Here is an 18,639-nt window from a genome sequence, read left to right as displayed (position 1 = left end):
CCTCTCTTCCCGTTCACCAAGCCTCCCAGCCGACGGATATGCCCTCAAATATGGCCATGCCCGTGCCCTGCGGACCCTGCGAGCGGTTGGTACCCCGAACGCGGGTTACGAACCCCATCAGAGTTCGCATATCGCCGGGCTCGCATAACTTTGCTCTAGCGAACAAGAAATGCGAAGGCAATTCGCGAATATTACGAAAACGGATACCGCTCTGATGTCGAAATGATGCGGGACGACGATCGCGTCGCGACTCATCGTATGTTCGTACACGCCGTGGGCGGGTGATTGCGCGCTCCACGAAGCCGAAACATATGCGCTGACCGTACGCGAAGCCATCAGTTCGCCGGCTATGCACTCGAGCAAAGAAGCAATTCATGGGCGGCAACCATTTTGCCGCACACCAGGGCAACCAGACGGTAAGCGCACTAGTTGTGCTTCGGCCGTGTCACCATCGGCGCGCGTTTCGAACGTCCGCCCACGATTCGTTGTTGCGTGGCAGCAGGATTGGTTCACCGCCGCCGACGCTAGCCGACGGGGTTGCGATCATGAGCGTCAAACGCCGAGGCCGCGCCCGATGATTTCCTTCATGATCTCGGTTGTGCCGCCATAGATCGTCTGCACCCGGGCGTCGAGATAGGAACGCGCCACGGGGTATTCGCGCATGTAGCCGTAGCCGCCGTGCAGCTGCAGGCAACGGTCGATCAGGTGCACCTGCTTTTCGGTGGAGTACCACTTGGCCATTGCCGCTTGCTCGGCCGTCAGCTTCTTGTCCAGGTGCAGCCGGAGGAACTCGTCGACCATGATGCGCACCACGGTGGCCTCGGTTGCCAGCTCGGCCAACACAAACCGGCTGTTCTGGAAACTGCCGATCGGCTTTCCAAAGGCTTTGCGCTCCTTGGTGTATTGCAGCGTCTGATCGAGCACCTGCTGCATCGCCGCGGCCGCCATGACGGCGATCGAGATCCGTTCCTGCGGCAGGTTCTGCATCAGGTAGATGAAGCCCTTGCCCTCATCCCCCAACAGGTTTTCGGCCGGAACCTTGACGTCGGTGAACGACAACTCCGCCGTGTCCTGCGCTTCCAGTCCGATCTTGTCCAGATGTCGGCCCCGCTCAAAGCCTTCCATGCCGCGTTCGACGACGAGCAGCGAAAAGCCCTGCGAGCCCTTCTCCGGATCGGTCTGGGCCACCACGATCACCAGGTCGGAGTTGATTCCGTTGGTGATGAACGTTTTTGCGCCGTTGAGCACATAGTGATCGCCCTGCTTGACCGCACGAGTCTTGATGCCCTGCAAGTCACTGCCGGTACCCGGCTCGGTCATGGCGATCGCGGTGATCAGTTCCCCGGTGCAGAACTTTGGCAACCAGCGTTGCTTCTGCTCTTCGTTGGCCAACTCCAGCAAATACGGCGCGACGATGTCGTTGTGCAGTCCAAAGCCGATCCCGCTATAACGCCCGGCGGTGGTTTCCTCGGTGATGATCGTGTTGTACCGAAAATCGGCATTGCCGCCGCCGCCATACTCTTCGGGCACCGCCATGCCGAGGAATCCCTGCTTGCCGGCTTCAAGCCAGACGCCACGATCGACGATTTTCGCCTTCTCCCACTCGTCGTGGTACGGCGCGACATGGCGCTCGAGAAAGGCCCGGTAGGACTCGCGGAACAATTCGTGCTCGGGTTCGAACAGTGTGCGTTGGTACCTGATTGCGCTGCTCATGGATAACCTCCGGCCAACGGGAACTCTGTCGCCCAACATATACCAACCAGACGGTTGGTCGGCAGCTGACCCGACGGCCGACCTGATGGCACCTCGTAGCGGCTAGCAGACCTCGTCAACCACGGTGGCTAGTCCGTGGCGAATTGCCGCAGGCTCGCGGCCAGCGCCTCGGGAACCCGGGCCTTGATCCGGGTGCCGTCGGGCTTGTGCTCGGCTTGCTGGACCCGGCCGTCGGCGTGCACACGCGCCACCAAGTCGCCGCGGTCGTAGGGAATCACCACGTCGACGGCGGTATCGGTGGGAGCAGCGAGCTCCTCCATCCGCCGGCGCAACGCGTCGATCCCGTCGCCGGTGTGCGCGGAGACGAACACGGCACCGGGCAGCCCATGCCGAAGCTTGGCCAGCATCAGATCGCTTGCGGCGTCGATCTTATTCACCACCAGCAGCTCTGCAGGCGGATCACCGTGGTGGTCGGAGACCACTTCGGAGACCACCTGGCGCACCGCATTGATCTGGGCGACCGGGTTGACGTCGGAACCGTCCACGACGTGCACCAGCAGATCGGCGTCGACGACCTCCTCCAGCGTCGAGCGGAATGCCTCGACCAGCTGGGTGGGCAGGTGGCGGACAAAACCGACGGTGTCAGTGAGCACGAACGGCCGGCCATCATCGAACTCGGCGCGACGGGTGGTGGGTTCCAGGGTGGCGAACAGCGCGTCCTGCACCAGCACCCCGGCCCCGGTCAGCGCATTGAGCAGGCTGGACTTGCCGGCGTTGGTGTAGCCGACGATCGCGATGGACGGCAGGTCGCTGTGCACCCGGCGACTGCGCTGGGTGTCGCGCGCCTGCTTCATGTCCTTGATCTCGCGGCGCAGCTTGGACATCCGCTCGCGGATGCGGCGCCGGTCGGTTTCGATCTTGGTCTCACCGGGACCACGCAGGCCCACCCCGCCGCCGCTGCCGCCGGCGCGGCCACCGGCCTGCCGGGACATCGACTCACCCCAGCCGCGCAACCGCGGCAGCATGTACTCCATCTGGGCCAGCGATACCTGCGCCTTGCCCTCCCGGCTGGTGGCGTGCTGGGCGAAGATGTCCAGGATAAGCGCCGTGCGGTCGATGACCTTGACCTTGACGGCCTTCTCCAGCGCGGTCAGCTGCGCCGGCGACAATTCGCCGTCGCAGATGACCGTGTCGGCGCCGGTAGCCAGGACCACTTCGCGCAACTCCTGCGCCTTGCCCGAGCCGATGTAGGTCGACGGGTCGGGCTTGTCGCGGCGCTGGATCAGGCCTTCGAGCACCTGCGAGCCGGCGGTCTCGGCCAGGGCTGCCAGCTCGGCCAGGCTCGCCTGGTTGTCGGCCGCGCTGCCCTCGGTCCACACCCCCACCAGCACAACGCGTTCCAGACGCAGCTGCCGGTATTCAACCTCGGAGATGTCAGCGAGTTCGGTCGACAGCCCGGCCACCCGGCGCAGCGCCGATCGATCTTCAAGGGCTAGCTCGCCGACGCTGGGCTCGGCAACGGGACGGCCGCCTGGCTGATCGCGGTACGGAGTTTCAGGGTGCGTCATAGGCAATTAGCAATAGTGCACGCCAAATCCAGCGCGTGCATCCGAATTATTGGGCGTGCCACCAATCCTCGCTCACTTCGCCGTGTGCCACCAGCACCGACGGCCCGCGCAGGTAACTAGTGGCATCGGTGACGGTGACGACGACGTCGCCGCCGGGTATGCGGACGGTCAGCGTGCCGGTGCCGGCCCCGGCATCGGCGAGCGCGGCCACCGCGGCCGCGACCGTTCCGGTTCCGCACGAGCGGGTTTCGCCCACCCCCCGCTCGTGGACCCGCATCCGCACCACGCCGTCGGTGGCCGCGGTGAGCACTTCGACGTTCACACCTTCGGGGAACTGCGCGCGGTCAAAGTGCACGGGCGCACCGACATCCAGCGCGGCAAGCTCGTCATCGCTCAGCGCTGCGTCCAGGCATGCCAGGTGCGGATTACCGACGTCGACCGCCAGCCCGCGCAAACGCCTGCCGTCGACTATTGCCTCCCCCGTACCCAGCCGGTTGGCCTTGCCCATGTCGACGGTGATGTCGGCGTTGGTGGCGTCGGCGTGGTGCAGGGTGACCATCCGCGCCCCCGCCAGCGATCCGACGATGAACTCGTCGCGGGATTCCAGGCCGCTGGCGCGTAGGTAGTGCGCGAACACCCGCACACCATTGCCACACATCTGCGCGGTGGACCCGTCGGCGTTGCGATAGTCCATGTACCAATCGTTCGCGCCGACACCGTCGGGCAGCCGGTCGAGCACGCCGACCGCCAGGGCGGCACCAGCGGTGGTCACCCGCAGCACTCCGTCGGCACCCAATCCGCGGCGCCGGTCGCACAGCGCAGCCACCCTCGGCGCCGTGAGCGGCAGGGCGGCGTCGACGTCGGGCAACAGCACGAAGTCGTTCTGGGTGCCGTGGCCCTTAGCAAAGATCATCTGCGCCACTCCTCAACCCCGGCCATGCCGGGGTCTTCGTCATTGGCGCGGATCACCTGTTCAGGGTACGTGCCGCCACGCTCGCAAGGTGTCCACGACGATGCGGGCGCGGTCGGCGTCCGTCGCGGCGCCCACGTCGACCCAGTGCACCCGGTGGTCGCGCCGAAACCACGACCGTTGCCGGCGCACGTAGCGCCGGGTACCGAAGTATGTCTGCTCCTGCGCGTCCCGCAAAGCTTGCGGGCCGTCGGCGTCGAAAGCGGCAATCAGCTGCGCGTAGCCGAGCGCGCGCGACGCGGTGACGCCGTCGCGCAGGCCGTCGCGCAGCAGTGCACGGACCTCGCCGACCAGGCCGTGCTCGAACATGTTGTCGGTGCGGTGGGCCAATCTCTCGTCAAGAATTGTTGTGTCACAGTCCAGTCCGACAATGGCGGTGCCCCAGCGTGGAACACCGATGCGGGGCGCGGACGCGGCGAACGGCTGGCCGGTGAGCTCGACAACCTCGAGCGCGCGCACCGTGCGCCGGCCGTCGGTGGGCAGGATCGCGGCGGCAGCGGCCGGGTCCCGGCGGGCCAGCTCGGCGTGCAGCTCGCCCACTCCCACCTCGGCGAGGCGCTGTTCCCAGCGCGCGCGCACCACGGGATCGGTCGCGGGAAAAGACCAGTCGTCGAGCAGCGATTGGACATAGAGCATCGACCCGCCGACGATGACCGGCACCGCGCCGCGGGCCGCGATCGCCTCGATATCCGCGGCGGCGGCCCGCTGATAGCGGGCAACGGTCGCGGTCTGCGTGACGTGCAGGACGTCGAGCTGATGATGCGGGATGCCACGGCGCGCTTCAACGGGCAGCTTGGCGGTCCCGATGTCCATGCCGCGGTAGAACTGCATGGCGTCGGCGTTGACGATTTCCGCGCCCACCTCGCCGCTGAGTTGCTCGACGACGTCGAGGGCCAGCTGCGACTTACCGGTGCCGGTGGGCCCGATAATCGCCAGCGGTCTCATGGTTGCCAGGCTCCGGCGAAGTAGCCCACTCCGTAGGGCGCGCCGCGGTACAGCTCCTTGGCCGCACGCGGGCCCGGCTCAGTCAGTCCCGCCAGAACCTGGAATGCGACGCGGCCGAGGATCGGCTCCGGCAGCCGGGTCAGGGCGGCGGTGTCGCCGTTCGCCAGTGCGTCGTCGAGGGCCCGCTGCGCATCGATATTGCCGGCGTCATAACCGCCGGGCGCGCGTGGTGTCAGCGTGTTCGCGCCGTCGGCGACGACCAGCACACCGATCGGATCGGGCGCTTGGCCGATCTCGGCGCGCAGCTGTCTACCCAGACCAAGCGCGGTGTCGACGTCATGATCGCCGCGATAGACCCGTACCTGCGCGCTGGCCTCGGGCCGGGCCTGGCCGCGCAGCCAGCCGGCAATCAACGCGCAAAGCGGGAAGTCGGCCACCGGCTCGGAGTCCTGGGGCGAGAGCCGGACCCGCACGTCGGCGCCGTAACCCGCAAAGCTGCCGATCCCGCTGGGGCCCAGCACATCGTCGGCGCCGCCCGTTCCGATCGCGACCCACCGCGACGGCAGTAGGGCAGCCGCTGCCGAGACCGCGGTGGCCAGGTCGGCCACCTCGGCCGCCACTGCCCCGGTAAGCTCGGGAACGAGCAGCGGCGTGGCAGGAACGATCGCGATGGCGCTCAGCACGCCACCAAACTAACTGAAGGGCCAAAGTCTGCTAGGCCAACAGGCCAGTCGGTCCGCCCGGGACCCTCAGCTGCACTCCGCCTCGGCGAGCCGCATCTCCCCCGATTTCCGCAGGGCTTTTTTCGCCAGTTTGTCCGCCACCTTGCTCGACATGGTCGCGGCCTCGCCGCGGGCCAGCGCCACGGTCGCGACGACCACCACCACGATCCCCGCCGCGAGCACCAGCCTCGCCGGCCCGGTGCAGTCTAGGTACTCACCCAGCACCGCCATGCCCAGGATCGAACCGACTACCGGCTTGGCCACAACGGAAGTCGGTAGCGAAGCGGTTAGCGAACCGGCACGGAACGACGACTGCTGGAAGATCATGCCGGCAAGCGCGGCGGCGATCCAGGCGTAGAACTCGGGCGCGGCCAGCAGCGCGCCGACGCCTTCTCCGACGACCTCGACGACGGCTTTGGTCAGCACCGCAAACAACGCCAACGACGAACCGGCGACGATCGCCAGCAGCACCGCGGCCACCGAGCCGGACCAGATCCGCGCGCCCAGCACGCAGAACACCAGCGCCGGGCCCATCACGAGAGCGACCACCATCCAGGTTTCGACCGTCCCGCGCGACGCTCCGGGATCCGGATCCCCGACGATGACCACCACCGCCAGGGCGGCGGCCAGGAGCAATGCCCAAGTCCATTCCCAGCGGGTGACCGAGCGCCGGGTCATCCGCGCGTAGATCGGCAACGCAAACAGCAGAGCGGTGACCTGCAACGCCGTCACCATGATCACGGAGCCCAGCGTCAGCGCTGCGGCCTGTAGCGCGTAGTTGCCGATGGCACCGCCCGCCCCCAGCCACCACTTGGTGTCGCGCAGCGACATCCGGAAGAGCTCGAGGTGGCCTACCGGTTTGTCGGTGATCTCCTGCGCTGAACGCTGACGGACAACGTTGCCCAGTGCCGACGCGAACGCGGCGAGCAGGGCGAGGACAACGGCGATGTCCGTTTTCGTCATCTGCGACCTCCTCCCCGGCGCCGCGGCCCGAGGGCCAGTATCTACGGCGGGTATTCGCTACCCGTTTCAAAACCGTTTCCGTTGCGTGCGTGACACGCGCTGCTTTCCGAAGAAACGGTCCTGCGCAATACGTAGTTCACGAACCTATGTACAACCTATGACACGGCTGTGGCTGGATGCTGACTCCCGATAGGACCGAAGAACGCCCCCAATGGTGTCACAGCCGGACACCCGGCCGCCGCCCCGGCTTGCTCTGCGACAGCCATCGTCGCGACTATTTCGCGGGACGAAACCGCCGTCGCAACGACCTCCCTCCGCCATCCTGACGTGCCCCCTCCAGCCCCACAAGTACCAACAACACCAATTGTCACCATTACCGTACCGGGCGCTGCGACGTCGCCCTACGCCCCCAGCAACGGTGGAATGGAACTGTTATCCGGGCCGGGTGCGAGGATTACACCGGTTGCTCGACGGCGCCACCGAGCGCCGCGTCGATGCGCTTACCGGTCGCGACGGCATCGACGCGGGCAAGCTCCGCGGTGGCCGCCGCCACCACCAACGCGGCTGCGATCAGGGCGACCATTCCGCCGCGGCCGGTGTTCAGCGTTTCGCCGAGGACGACGACGCCCAGCAAAGCCGCCACCACCGGCTGCGACACCTGCAGGGTCGGCATCGACGCCGTCAGCGCGCCGGCCCGGAACGCCGACTGTTCCCACCCGAAGCCGCCGATGGCGACCAGAAGCCAGGCGTACAACTCGGGGCTGGCGAACACTGTCCAGCCACCTTCGCCGAGCCGATGGACAACGCCCTTGGTGAGTACCGCGAAGATCCCCCACAGCGCACCCGAGACGAAGGCGAACAGCACCGCGGCCAGCGCGCCGCCCCGGATACGGGCGGCCACGATGGACCCGACCAGCAGCGGCCCCAACACCGCCGCCACGTAGGCCCAGGTCTGAAGTGATGCATTGGAATGGCCGGCCTGCGGGTTGCCGACCGTGACGATCACGGTGACCGCCGCCGTCAGCACGACGGCCCAAATCCACTCCCGGCTACTCACCGGGCGCTGAGCCAATTTCGCGCTGATCGGCAGCGCGAATAGCAACGACAGGACCAGCAACGCCTGCACGAGCAGCACCGAACCCCGGTCCAGCGCGGCCGCCTGCAACACGATGCTGCCGATCAGGATCAGCACGTCCCATCGCCAGCGTTGATTGCGGGCCAATTTGGCGAACAGCTGCGGCAGGCCAAGCGATGTGTCGGTAATCCGGTGCGTCGCACGCTGCTGGAGGACGTCGCCGATCGCGACGCACAGCGCCGAAGTCAACGCGAGCAACGCGGCGATATCGGCCTTGTCCATGTGCGGGTTCTCTCCAAGTCGAGCGTGATTCACGAGTAAAAATGCTGCGTGCACCACTGTTCCACAACGGGCTGTCCAAACAACGACAATCAGGTTGCGGCATACAGCCCGCCAAGCTGCTTGAATACTGTTGGAATCGGTGACGGAGCAGCTGTTGATGGCAGCAGGTCTCCCGACCGAACGGGTGCCGCTACGCGCGGCAGGTGCGCGGGAATGTGACCGCGCGAAGGGTAGGTGACGAGCGCATGACCGATGACGCGCCCCGCTCCAGCGACGCCGCCAAGCCGACACCACGTCCTGGTCCACGCCCGGGCCCGCGGCCAGGGCCTGGGCCGACAGCACGACCCAGCGCCCACCCGTTGGTGTTGCCCCCGGCCAGCAATCCGCACCAGTACGGCCGCGTCGACGACGACGGCACGGTGTGGCTGATCAGCTCATCCGGCGAACGCGTCATCGGCTCCTGGCAGGCCGGCGACCGTGAGGCCGCATTCGCTCACTTCGGTCGGCGGTTCGAGGACCTGAGCACCGAGGTCACGCTGATGGAAGAGCGGCTGGCCTCCGGAAGCGGCGACGCGCGCAAGATCAAAGCCAACGCCTCCGCACTGGCCGAGACGTTGCCGACGGCCTCCGTGCTGGGCGACATCGATGCGCTCGCGGGCCGGCTGACCATCCTGGTGGAGCACGCCGACGCCACGGTCGCCGACGATCGTTCCCGCCGCGACGAGCACCGGACCGCGCAGACCGCACGCAAGGAGGCACTGGCCGCGGAGGCCGAGGACCTGGCCACCAACTCGACGCATTGGAAGGTCGCCGGCGACCGGATGCGCGAGATTCTCGACGAGTGGAAGACGGTCACCGGCCTGGACCGAAAGGTCGACGACGCGCTGTGGAAGCGCTATTCGGCAGCGCGCGAGGCGTTCAACCGGCGGCGGGGTTCGCACTTCGCTGAGTTGGACCGCGAGCGCGCGGGCGTGCGGCAGTCCAAGGAACGGCTCTGCGAGCGGGCCGAGGAGATGTCCGACTCGACGGACTGGGCGGGCACCAGCGCCGAATTCCGAAAGCTGCTGACCGAATGGAAAGCGGCGGGGCGGGCGACCCGGGAAGTCGACGACGCCCTGTGGCACCGCTTCAAGGCCGCCCAGGATGCGTTCTTCACCGCGCGCAACGCCGCGACGGCGGAGAAGGACCATGAATTCCGGGGCAACGCCACCGCCAAGGAGGCGCTGCTGGCCGAGGCCGAGAAGATCGACACCAGCAATCACGAAGCGGCCAGGTCGGCACTGCGGTCGATCGCCGACAAATGGGATGCGATCGGCAAAGTGCCCCGGGAGCGGTCGGCCGACTTGGAGCGGCGACTGCGCGCCGTCGAAAAGAAGGTGCGCGATGCCGGTGAAGCGAATTGGTCCGACCCCGAGGCACAGGCCCGGGCCGAACAATTCGCGACCCGCGCCGAGCACTACGAGCAGCAGGCCCGCAAGGCGGCCGCGGCCGGCCGGACCAAAGAAGCCCAAGAGGCACAGGCCAATGCCGAACAATGGCGCCAGTGGGCGCAGGCCGCCGTTGATGCGCTGAAGCGCTAGCGGTTCTCCGCCTGGTCCGGCGGCGCCTCGGCGTCGGGGTTCTCAGCGACGGGGCCCTCGGGAGTGTCCGCGTCGCCGAGGGTCTCCAGCAGCGTCCTGGATTGCTGCTCGGCACTGACGCGTCGGCGTTGCTCTTCGGCCGCGAGTTGCACGATCGTGCGCGACCACAACACACGGGCCCAGTGGAACGTCAACAGAATCAAGGTGATCCATGCGACGAACAGCCCGATACCGGGGCCGGGATGACCGGCGGCAACGGTCTGGCGTGACCACACCGCCAAGAGCCCGGTCGCGCTGGCTATCGACGTGCCTGCCAGCGCGATCCAGGCCAGCGCCCAGCGCCGTGTCAGCAAGGCCACCATCGAGAAGCCCACACCGAAAACCAGTGCCAGCCAGGTGAACACCTTGGACGGCAGCGACAACGCGGCGGCACCGGCGCCGTGGCTGCTGAACAGCACATCCCAGCCACGGACATGACCGGTATGCGGCAGGATGAACGATCCCAGCAACACGAACACCAGGATCGCGACGACGAATGCCCGTGGGCCCGGGTCGATCTCGCGTGCTACCCGGCGTTCTGCGGCCTCGATCTCGGCTCGCAGGGCGTCATAGTCGGTGTGTTCTTTCGTCATCGGGCACATCCAAGGGATTCGACTGGTTCGGCGGCAGGCCCGATGCCTGGCATGCCCAGACCGATACCGCGTGGGCGTTGTCCGGCAGCATATGCGTCACCGGCTCGGGTGCGGCGGTGGGTCAGGATGCCGGCATCGGCGATCAGGTGGTGCGGCGCGGCCCCGGTGACCGCCGTGGTGATGATATCGCCGGGCCGCACCGCGGTATCCGCGGTGAAATGCACCAGCCGTCCGTCGCGCGCCCGCCCGGTCATGCGGGCCGTGCGAGCGTCCTTACGACCTTCGCCGGTGGCGACCAGCAATTCGACCCACTGACCGATCAGCTCGCGATTGCCCTCCAGTGAGATCTGTTCCTGCAGTTCGATCAGCCGCATATAACGTTCCTGCACAACGGCTTTCGGCAGCTGTCCGTCGAGTTCGGCAGCCGGGGTGCCGGGACGTTTGGAGTACTGGAAGGTGAACGCCGCCGCGAACCGCGCCTGGCGCACCACGTCGAGGGTGGCCGCGAAATCCTCTTCGGTCTCGCCGGGGAATCCGACGATGAGGTCGGTGGTGATGGCCGCGTGCGGCATGGCGGCGCGAACCCGGTCGATGATGCCGAGGTAACGGTCGGCCCGGTAGGAGCGCCGCATCGCCCGCAGCATCCGGTCGGATCCGGACTGCAGCGGCATATGCAGGGCGGGACAGACATTGGGTGTCTGCGCCATTGCCTCGATGACGTCGTCGGTGAATTCGGCCGGGTGCGGCGAGGTGAATCGCACGCGTTCCAGCCCGTCGATAGCTCCGCAGGCCCGCAGCAGCTCGGCGAACGCGCCGCGGTTGCGGGGCAATGCCGGGTCGGCGAACGATACACCGTAGGCGTTGACGTTCTGGCCCAGCAGGGTGACTTCCAGTACCCCGTCGTCCACCAGCGATTCAACCTCGGCCAGGATATCGGCCGGGCTGCGGTCGACCTCCTTGCCGCGCAGCGACGGGACGATGCAGAACGTGCAGCTGTTGTTGCAGCCGACGGAGATGGAAACCCAGGCAGCGTAGGCGGATTCGCGAGCGCTCGGCAGCGACGACGGAAACTCCTGCAGCGCCTCGACGATTTCCACCTGGGCGACTTTGTTGTGCCGGGCCCGGTCCAGCAGCGTGGGCAGCGACCCGATGTTGTGCGTACCGAACACGACGTCGACCCATGGGGCCTTGCGTAACAAGGAGTCTCGGTCCTTTTGGGCCAGACAGCCACCCACGGCGATCTGCATGTCCGGGTTGTCGCGTTTGCGCGGGGCCAGGTGGCTGATGTTGCCGTACAGCTTGTTGTCGGCGTTTTCGCGCACCGCGCAGGTGTTGAAGACCACCACGTCCGCGTCGGCGCCCTCGGCGGCGCGGATGTAACCGGCCGCCTCGAGCAGGCCCGCGAGCCGCTCGGAGTCGTGGACGTTCATTTGGCAGCCATAAGTGCGAACTTGATAGGTGCGCGCCGACCCAGCCACGGCCCCGGAGAGGCTCGCGGCGTCTGGCGCCACTGTCGAAGTCACGGGGCCATGCTACGGCGACCGGGGCCGAGGGCATTAACCCGCAGCTAGACCCGGCGGCGTTCTCGTTCGGCGTTCAGCTCGGCGAGGACGACCTCGCAGGCCAGGTTCTGGCTATAGCCACGGCGCGCCAGCATCCCCACCAGCCGTCGAGTGATCCGCGCGTCGTCCCCGCTCAGCGTCTCCCGTCGTAGCTTGGCCTGTACCAGTTCTTCGGCCCGGCCTCGCTCTGCACCGGCGTCGATCCCGGCCAGCACCGTGGTGATGACCTCTTTGTCGACACCTTTGGTGTGCAGCTCGGCGGCCAAGGCGTGCTTGCTCTTTCCCACCCTGGCGTGCCGGGACTGCACCCACTGTTCGGCGAAGTCCCGGTCATTCACCAACCCGACAGCGGCCAGCCGATCGAGCACCCGGGCACTGACGTCGCCGGGGTATCCGCGTTTCGCGAGCTGGCCGGACAACTCGGCCCTGGTGCGCGCCCTCGCGGTGAGCAGGCGCAGGCACAACGCCCGCGCCTGCTCTTCGCGGGCAGGCTCAGAAATCGACGGGGGCGGGGAGGACGTCGTCATCGGTCACCACCGCACCGATGCCCATCTTTTCCTTGATCTTCTTCTCGATCTCGTTGGCGATATCGCCGTTCTCCATCAAGAAGTTGCGGACGTTCTCCTTACCCTGGCCGAGCTGTTCGCCCTCGTAGGTGAACCAGGAACCGGACTTGCGGACGAAGCCCTGGTCCACGCCCATGTCGATCAGCGAGCCTTCCCGGCTGATGCCCCGACCGTAGAGAATGTCGAACTCGGCCTGCTTGAACGGCGGTGCCACCTTGTTCTTGACCACCTTGACCCTGGTGCGGTTACCGACCGCGTCGGTGCCGTCCTTGAGCGTCTCGATCCGGCGCACATCCAGGCGCACCGATGCGTAGAACTTCAAGGCCTTTCCACCCGTGGTGGTTTCCGGACTGCCGAACATCACCCCGATCTTCTCGCGGAGCTGGTTGATGAAGATCGCCGTGGTTCCCGAATTATTCAGCGCGCCAGTCATTTTCCGCAACGCCTGACTCATCAGCCGGGCTTGCAGCCCGACGTGGCTGTCACCCATCTCGCCTTCCAGTTCCGCACGCGGCACCAGCGCGGCCACCGAGTCGATGACCAGGATGTCGAGTGCGCCGGAGCGGATCAGCATGTCGGCGATCTCAAGGGCCTGCTCACCGGTGTCGGGCTGGCTGACCAGCAGGGAATCGGTGTCGACGCCGAGCTTCTTGGCGTAGTCCGGGTCCAGGGCGTGCTCGGCGTCAATGAACGCCGCGACGCCGCCGGCGGCCTGAGCGTTGGCCACCGCGTGCAGGGCGACGGTGGTCTTACCCGAGGACTCCGGGCCGTAGATCTCCACGACCCGGCCGCGCGGCAGGCCGCCGATGCCCAAGGCCACGTCCAGCGCGATGGATCCAGTCGGAATGATCGAGATCGGTTGACGTGTCTCTTCGCCGAGACGCATCACCGAGCCTTTGCCGTAGCTCTTCTCGATCTGGGCCATCGCCAGCTCGAGAGCCTTCTCGCGGTCGGGGGCTTGCGCCATGGTGCCTCTCCTATAGTCGATGTGTTCGATGACCGGTTTCGGTCGGTTGGGCGAGACATTAGAGATGGCCACCGACAAGTCGACATCTCCGAACGATCACCACAGTAGCCGAACACCTGTTCGATTCAAGTTCGACACGCCGCGCGTGTGGCAACATCGGCTACCGAAAGGGCGTCGACGGGCCTGCAGGAAAAAGCTGAGGAAACCGGTGCGAATCCGGTGCGGTCCCGCCACTGTGATCGGGCGTCGCATTGCGACCCGAGAGCCAGATACTCACCGTCGGCGCTTCCTCACTAGACGCTGGGGCGGACCTCCCCAGAGAGGGTGGCGCGCACGCATGGATATCTCCTGCGAGCTTGCCCAAATATCTTCCTACAAAGGATTTTTCGCGCTCACGGTGGGCGGCACCGGAGCAGGGTGGCATCCGGTCCGACAGGACTACGCCGACGGCTTCACCGGTTTGATCGACACCACCGCGCAGCACTACCACACGACTGACCTACGGATCGGCGCCTCGCTGGTTCATCTCGGCCATGCCACCCGGCTGTGGTCACCGGTGCTGGCATGCGCTTTGGCCCACGACGTTGTTCCAGACCTCGACGACCTGCAACGTGCCGACGACGGGGCGCCGCTGCGCATGCCCGAACCCATCGGAACAGCGGTGCCGGAAATCTCCGCGGAGTTGTTGTACGGCGTTGTGGTGCAACAACATATGCAGCCGTTCGAGGCAGGTCTGCGGGTCAAGCTGGCGCCTGTCCTGCTGGCAGGCAATATCGCGTCCGCACTCGTCGGCGCGTCGCGGGCGCTGCTCGTGGCCCGGCCCGACCTGCGCGCACGGATTGTCGAGATCACCGGTTCCCTGCTGGACACCGGCGTGCTGTCCGGATCCGGTGCTATCAGCGGCTCGCATCTGGGCTTCAAGCGCAACAGCTGCTGCCTGTTCTATCGCCTCCCGGGGCGAGCAGTGTGCGGCGACTGCGTCTTTCGCCAGGCACCACGATCAAGCCGGAGATGAGTATGCGAAAAAGCTCACCACTGCTCGCGGGGCACATCGAAGTCGACGCACAACGCCCGCCAGACATCGCGAGGTTCGACGCCGTCTTCGATCGCCTGCGACGCGGTTCGGCCGTCAAAACCGGGCAGCACGTGGTCTACCAGCACCGAAGCGCCGTACGCGGTGCCGAACCGCAGCACCACCCGCTCGTTGAACTCCGTCAGCCGCACGCCAGCCAACATACCGATCGCAGTCATCCCGCGAGCGCCAGCGCTCGGTGGCATATCCGCACCGGGTCGGCGACGCGGTGGATGCCGGCCGCGGCCGTGCGTGCGGCCTCGCGGTAGCGGGGTGCCGACAACACTTCGCTGACCGCCTGGACCAACGCGTCGGCCGTCAACGGCCGGATCAGCCGCGCGCTCCCCTGGCGCATCACCCGATTGGCGATCTCCCACTGGTCGCCGCCGCCGGGCACCACCACCAGCGGCACCCCGGCCAGCAGCGTTTTGGCCACCATTCCATGGCCGCCGCCACAGATCACCACATCGGCATGCGCCAACAGCTCGTCCTGGCGTCCCAGCCCGACCACCGCCCACGACGGCACCGTCAGCTCCGGTCCGTCCAGCCGCGACACCAACAGACGCGATCCCGCCGGCAGCGTCTCGCCCGGCGTCAAGCACGCCAGCGCAACCTCGGCGAGACCCTCGGTGCCGATCAATGCGGTCGACGGCGCGACCACAACCACCGGCCCCGAGCCGGCCGGGACCTCGAGGATCTGATCGGTCGGCTCGAAGTGCAGCGGCCCGACCACGACGGCCTCGGCCGGCCAGTCCGGCCGGGAAACCTCCAGCGCGGGCAGTGTGGCGATCAGCCGCCGCAGCGGCCCCCGATCGCGCGCCGGCAACCCGATCTCGACGCGGGATCTCTCACGTTGCTGCTGGCCCGCGCGCACGGAACGCGCCGTCATCGCCCGCATCGCGGCATCACGCAGCCGGCCGCGAATGCCGGTCGCCGGGGCTAGCCCGCTGCCGATCGGCGGCAACCCCTTCGACGGCAGATACAGCGGATGCGGGTTCAGCTCGATCCACGGGATGTCCAGTAGCTCGGCGGCCATGCCGCCGCCGGCGGTGATCACGTCGGACACCACCAGGTCGGGTGCCAGGTCGCGCAGCGCCGGCACGTTGAGCACCGCCATCCGCGCCGCGCGCCGGTGGATTCGGGCCCCGGCGTCGAGGTCTTCATCGGTCGCCGCGAGCCCGTCGAGTGCGACAGCCGCGATGCCCACGTCGCGGGCGGCTTGGATCCATTCCTCGCCGGTGAACAGGGTGGCTTCGTCGCCCGCGTCCCGGAAACGCTGACACAGCGCGATCGCGGGAAACGCGTGCCCAGGATCCGGCCCGGCGACCACGGCGACTCGCACCGCCTTACCCTGCCACAGCGGCCGACCGGCACGCGCCCTACGCTGGCACCATGACCGAGCTGACCGGAACAGCCGTCGCGAACACGCGCACGGTCGAGACTTTTCTGAACGCCTTAATGGATGCGGACTACGAAACCGCGGATGCCTCATTGGACGACAACCTCGTCTACGAGAACGTCGGATTGCCGACCATCCACGGCCGTGCCCGGGCCATGAAGCTGTTCCGCCGAATGGACGGCCGCGCCGGATTCGAAGTCAAGATCCATCGCGTCGCCGCTGACGGCGCCGCCGTGCTCACCGAGCGCAGCGACGCGCTGACCCTGGGCCCGCTGCGCCTGCAGTTCTGGGTTTGCGGCGTGTTCGAGGTCCACAACGGGCGCATCACGCTGTGGCGGGACTACTTTGACTTCTTCGACATGAGCAAGGCGTTGCTGCGTGGCGTGGCGGCGCTGGTGTTGCCGTCGCTCAAAGCGTCGTTCTAGTCAGATCACGGGCGGCGCGGTAAGCCGCCGAGTTCGTCGAACGCCTGAGCCCAACCGGTCAGGCGATCGGTAGCCTCGACCAGCTCGGACCGATAGCGCTGGTGTGCGGCCGCGAGCCCCGCATCGCCATTGCCGTTCGCTGACGAAACCAATTGTGCTGCGGCGGTGACCATTTCGTTGTACTGCCGGACACCGGCACTCAACTGCGCCGTGAACGCATTGATGGTGGGCACCAGATACGACCGCGATGACTCCGAGCTGTGCGCGGCGCGCTCCATCGACACCACCTCCGCGGCACTGGACGCCATCGCCGCCGAAGTCTTGTTCGCCGCCGCGGTCAGGTCACTGATCTCGTCCGCCGGCAACATGGCACCGCGCTCGATGACGCTCAACAGCGAGAAGAACCCGCGTTCGGAGGCGCCGAGCGCATACATCGCGGGTCGCGCCGCGGAACCCGGCGGCGGCAGCCGACGGGGGTTGGTGGGCCGGCTCGCCGGCAGCGGCTCCGATTTCAGCCAGTGGTATCGGAAGAACAACAACGTCGCGGGAATCACCTCGATGACCGCGATCGCGCCGGTGATCTGCAGCAACAGCACGAACCAGCCCCACCAGGCCAGCACTGCGGTGACCAGACCCCAGAACACGCTGCCGACGGCGAAGATCCACGCCCACCGCAGTGCGCGGCGGCGGCGGCGCAGCAGCCGCGCCCGCGGATCGGTGGCCGCGGTGATCTTCTGGGCGACGAAGGCGGTGAGATCGGCGGCGGTGTCGAACCCCTGCTGCAGCATTGCTCGCCAGGGGCCGCGCTGCGTCGCCTTCACCGCCATGTCAGACCGACCGAACGGCTACTGACCAAAGGGTTTCTCGGCAACCTGTCCACCGGCGCTCTCGGCGGGCGCGGGCGCGGCAGGGGTGGCTCCGGAACCGGAAGTCCCGCCCGTCGGCAGAGCCTCGCCACGCATCGACGCTCGGATTTGCTCGAGCCGGGAATGGCCCGCCATCTCCACGCTGGCCTGCTGGACCTCGAGCATGCGGCCCTGCACCGAACCCTGCGCGAGTTCGGCGGAGCCGATCGCGTTGGCGTAGCGGCGTTCGATCTTGTCGCGAACCTCGTCGAGGCTCGGGGTGTTGCCCGGCGCGGCGATCTCGCTCATCGACCGCAGCGACGCGCTGACCTGCTCCTGCATCTTGGCCTGCTCGAGCTGGCTGAGCAGCTTGGTGCGCTCGGAGATCTTCTGCTGCAACACCATCGAGTTCTGCTCGACGGCCTTTTTCGCCTGGGCCGCGGCGCCCAGCGCCTGGTCGTGCAGCGTCTTGAGGTCTTCGACACTTTGCTCGGCGGTCACCAGCTGGGCCGCGAAGGCCTCGGCGGCGTTGTTGTACTCGGTGGCCTTGGCCGCGTCGCCGCCGGAGGTGGCCTGGTCGGCCAGCGTCAGGGCCTGGCGAACGTTGACTTGGAGCTTCTCGATGTCGGCGAGTTGGCGGTTGAGCCGCATCTCCAGCTGGCGCTGGTTGCCAATCACTTGCGCCGCCTGTTGGGTCAGCGCCTGGTGCGTGCGCTGGGCTTCCTCAATAGCCTGCTGAATCTGGATCTTGGGGTCGGCGTGCTCGTCAATTTTCGCGTTGAACAGCGCCATGACGTATTTCCACGCTTTGACGAACGGATTGGCCATGAGTTAGCTCCACCTTCGTTTCCGTGTGCCGCAGGCCCCCTGATGGGCCCTGGCGATCACTCTGCCGCTCAATTTATCGGGTAGCCGCCGATCGCCCCACCCCTGGCGGGTGATCGGCGTTGCCGAGCAATCCTGGCACTCAGGCCACCACGAGCGCCGCCACCGGCGGGATGACGACCTTGGTGCTGGCGTCGATGGTGGTGACGCTTGCCTCGCCGCTCGGTACACGCTGCGCAGTGCGCTCCTCGTTCGCCATCCGCTCACCGGCATCGGTGAGCATCGTCGACAGCGGGACGTCCAACGCGTCGCAGATCGCGTTCAGCAGCTCGCTGGAGGCTTCCTTGCGGCCGCGCTCCACCTCCGAGAGATACCCGAGGCTTACCCGGGCGGTGTCCGACACCTCACGCAGCGTCCGACCCTGCGACGTCCGGGCCAGGCGCAGCACCTCGCCGATGACCTCGCGCACCAGTGGCGACATGCTGATCTCCTTCGTCCGGCAAAGCTGCTTCATCAGGTCAACGCCAG

The 18,639-nt window shown here is 67.1% G+C and carries 19 protein-coding genes and 1 riboswitch; of the genes, 3 read left to right on the top strand and 16 right to left on the bottom strand.

The features are described from left to right. Positions 1-552: 552 nt before the first annotated feature. The 7 genes from H7K34_RS16085 to H7K34_RS16055 all read right to left on the bottom strand — a co-directional run bounded on the left by H7K34_RS16085 (position 553) and on the right by H7K34_RS16055 (position 8,238). On the bottom strand, positions 553-1,713 hold the full coding sequence (locus H7K34_RS16085; RefSeq protein WP_108920049.1) for an acyl-CoA dehydrogenase family protein: 1,161 nt from the start codon (positions 1,711-1,713) through the stop codon (positions 553-555). 128 nt (positions 1,714-1,841) lie between these two features. Beyond that, positions 1,842-3,281 (bottom strand): GTPase HflX, encoded by a 1,440-nt coding sequence (gene hflX / locus H7K34_RS16080; protein WP_264063001.1) that lies wholly within the window; start codon positions 3,279-3,281, stop codon positions 1,842-1,844. A gap of 46 nt (positions 3,282-3,327) precedes the next feature. Further along, complete coding sequence (gene dapF, locus H7K34_RS16075) at positions 3,328-4,194, bottom strand: diaminopimelate epimerase (RefSeq protein WP_264062999.1); 867 nt, start codon at positions 4,192-4,194, stop codon at positions 3,328-3,330. A 60-nt stretch (positions 4,195-4,254) separates the two neighbouring features. Then, positions 4,255-5,196, bottom strand: coding sequence for a tRNA (adenosine(37)-N6)-dimethylallyltransferase MiaA (gene miaA / locus H7K34_RS16070; RefSeq protein WP_264062998.1), 942 nt, complete (start codon positions 5,194-5,196; stop codon positions 4,255-4,257). After that, positions 5,193-5,879, bottom strand: a complete 687-nt coding sequence (locus tag H7K34_RS16065; RefSeq protein ID WP_264062996.1) for a class III extradiol ring-cleavage dioxygenase family protein — start codon at positions 5,877-5,879, stop codon at positions 5,193-5,195. Before H7K34_RS16065 ends, miaA begins: the two co-directional genes overlap by 4 nt. Before the next feature lie 66 nt (positions 5,880-5,945). Further along, complete coding sequence (locus H7K34_RS16060; protein WP_264062994.1) at positions 5,946-6,881, bottom strand: DMT family transporter; 936 nt, start codon at positions 6,879-6,881, stop codon at positions 5,946-5,948. A gap of 454 nt (positions 6,882-7,335) precedes the next feature. Continuing rightward, positions 7,336-8,238: a DMT family transporter gene (locus H7K34_RS16055; protein WP_264063576.1), complete on the bottom strand. Its 903-nt coding sequence runs from the start codon at positions 8,236-8,238 to the stop codon at positions 7,336-7,338. 245 nt (positions 8,239-8,483) lie between these two features. Between H7K34_RS16055 and H7K34_RS16050 the strand changes: the two genes are divergently transcribed. Further along, complete coding sequence (locus tag H7K34_RS16050) at positions 8,484-9,818, top strand: DUF349 domain-containing protein (RefSeq protein ID WP_264062992.1); 1,335 nt, start codon at positions 8,484-8,486, stop codon at positions 9,816-9,818. On the opposite strand, the gene H7K34_RS16045 is transcribed toward H7K34_RS16050, so the two are convergent. From H7K34_RS16045 to recA, 4 genes are read right to left on the bottom strand one after another with little or no spacing between them, the layout of a single operon-like run. Then, the gene (locus H7K34_RS16045) at positions 9,815-10,459 is read right to left on the bottom strand and encodes an Rv2732c family membrane protein (protein WP_264062990.1); all 645 of its coding nucleotides are present in this window, start codon (positions 10,457-10,459) and stop codon (positions 9,815-9,817) included. The two genes, H7K34_RS16050 and H7K34_RS16045, sit on opposite strands and share 4 nt — an antisense overlap. Then, positions 10,447-11,973, bottom strand: coding sequence for a tRNA (N6-isopentenyl adenosine(37)-C2)-methylthiotransferase MiaB (gene miaB / locus H7K34_RS16040; protein ID WP_372510777.1), 1,527 nt, complete (start codon positions 11,971-11,973; stop codon positions 10,447-10,449). The genes H7K34_RS16045 and miaB overlap by 13 nt, the downstream gene beginning before the upstream one ends. 44 nt (positions 11,974-12,017) lie before the next feature. Continuing rightward, positions 12,018-12,539: a recombination regulator RecX gene (gene recX, locus H7K34_RS16035; RefSeq protein ID WP_264062988.1), complete on the bottom strand. Its 522-nt coding sequence runs from the start codon at positions 12,537-12,539 to the stop codon at positions 12,018-12,020. Continuing rightward, positions 12,505-13,545, bottom strand: a complete 1,041-nt coding sequence (recA, locus tag H7K34_RS16030; RefSeq protein ID WP_108920041.1) for a recombinase RecA — start codon at positions 13,543-13,545, stop codon at positions 12,505-12,507. The genes recX and recA overlap by 35 nt, the downstream gene beginning before the upstream one ends. Before the next feature lie 161 nt (positions 13,546-13,706). After that, positions 13,707-13,840: riboswitch (cobalamin riboswitch) on the top strand. A gap of 42 nt (positions 13,841-13,882) precedes the next feature. Here recA and H7K34_RS16025 point away from each other — a divergent pair. Beyond that, entirely contained in the window at positions 13,883-14,560 is a 678-nt protein-coding gene (locus tag H7K34_RS16025) for a (2Fe-2S)-binding protein (RefSeq protein WP_264062986.1), read from the top strand. Positions 14,561-14,574: 14 nt separating this feature from the next. On the opposite strand, the gene H7K34_RS16020 is transcribed toward H7K34_RS16025, so the two are convergent. Continuing rightward, complete coding sequence (locus tag H7K34_RS16020; RefSeq protein WP_409347541.1) at positions 14,575-14,769, bottom strand: DUF3046 domain-containing protein; 195 nt, start codon at positions 14,767-14,769, stop codon at positions 14,575-14,577. 23 nt (positions 14,770-14,792) lie between these two features. Beyond that, entirely contained in the window at positions 14,793-15,959 is a 1,167-nt protein-coding gene (locus tag H7K34_RS16015) for a glycosyltransferase (RefSeq protein ID WP_264062984.1), read from the bottom strand. Between the two features lie 50 nt (positions 15,960-16,009). Here H7K34_RS16015 and H7K34_RS16010 point away from each other — a divergent pair, with 50 nt between their 5' ends. Continuing rightward, on the top strand, positions 16,010-16,441 hold the full coding sequence (locus H7K34_RS16010; RefSeq protein WP_264062983.1) for a limonene-1,2-epoxide hydrolase: 432 nt from the start codon (positions 16,010-16,012) through the stop codon (positions 16,439-16,441). A 5-nt stretch (positions 16,442-16,446) separates the two neighbouring features. On the opposite strand, the gene pspM is transcribed toward H7K34_RS16010, so the two are convergent. The 3 genes from pspM to clgR form a co-directional block, all read right to left on the bottom strand. After that, entirely contained in the window at positions 16,447-17,268 is an 822-nt protein-coding gene (pspM, locus tag H7K34_RS16005; RefSeq protein ID WP_264062981.1) for a phage shock envelope stress response protein PspM, read from the bottom strand. A gap of 18 nt (positions 17,269-17,286) precedes the next feature. After that, entirely contained in the window at positions 17,287-18,114 is an 828-nt protein-coding gene (gene pspA, locus H7K34_RS16000; protein ID WP_108920036.1) for a phage shock protein PspA, read from the bottom strand. Between the two features lie 139 nt (positions 18,115-18,253). Beyond that, positions 18,254-18,592: a transcriptional regulator ClgR gene (gene clgR / locus H7K34_RS15995; protein WP_108920118.1), complete on the bottom strand. Its 339-nt coding sequence runs from the start codon at positions 18,590-18,592 to the stop codon at positions 18,254-18,256. Between the last annotated feature and the right edge of the window lie 47 nt (positions 18,593-18,639).

Source organism: Mycobacterium montefiorense (genome assembly GCF_025823255.1).
GTDB classification, from domain to species: domain Bacteria; phylum Actinomycetota; class Actinomycetes; order Mycobacteriales; family Mycobacteriaceae; genus Mycobacterium; species Mycobacterium montefiorense.
Note: the sequence above shows the minus strand (reverse complement) of the source record. Positions and strands in the feature narration are given on the sequence as shown.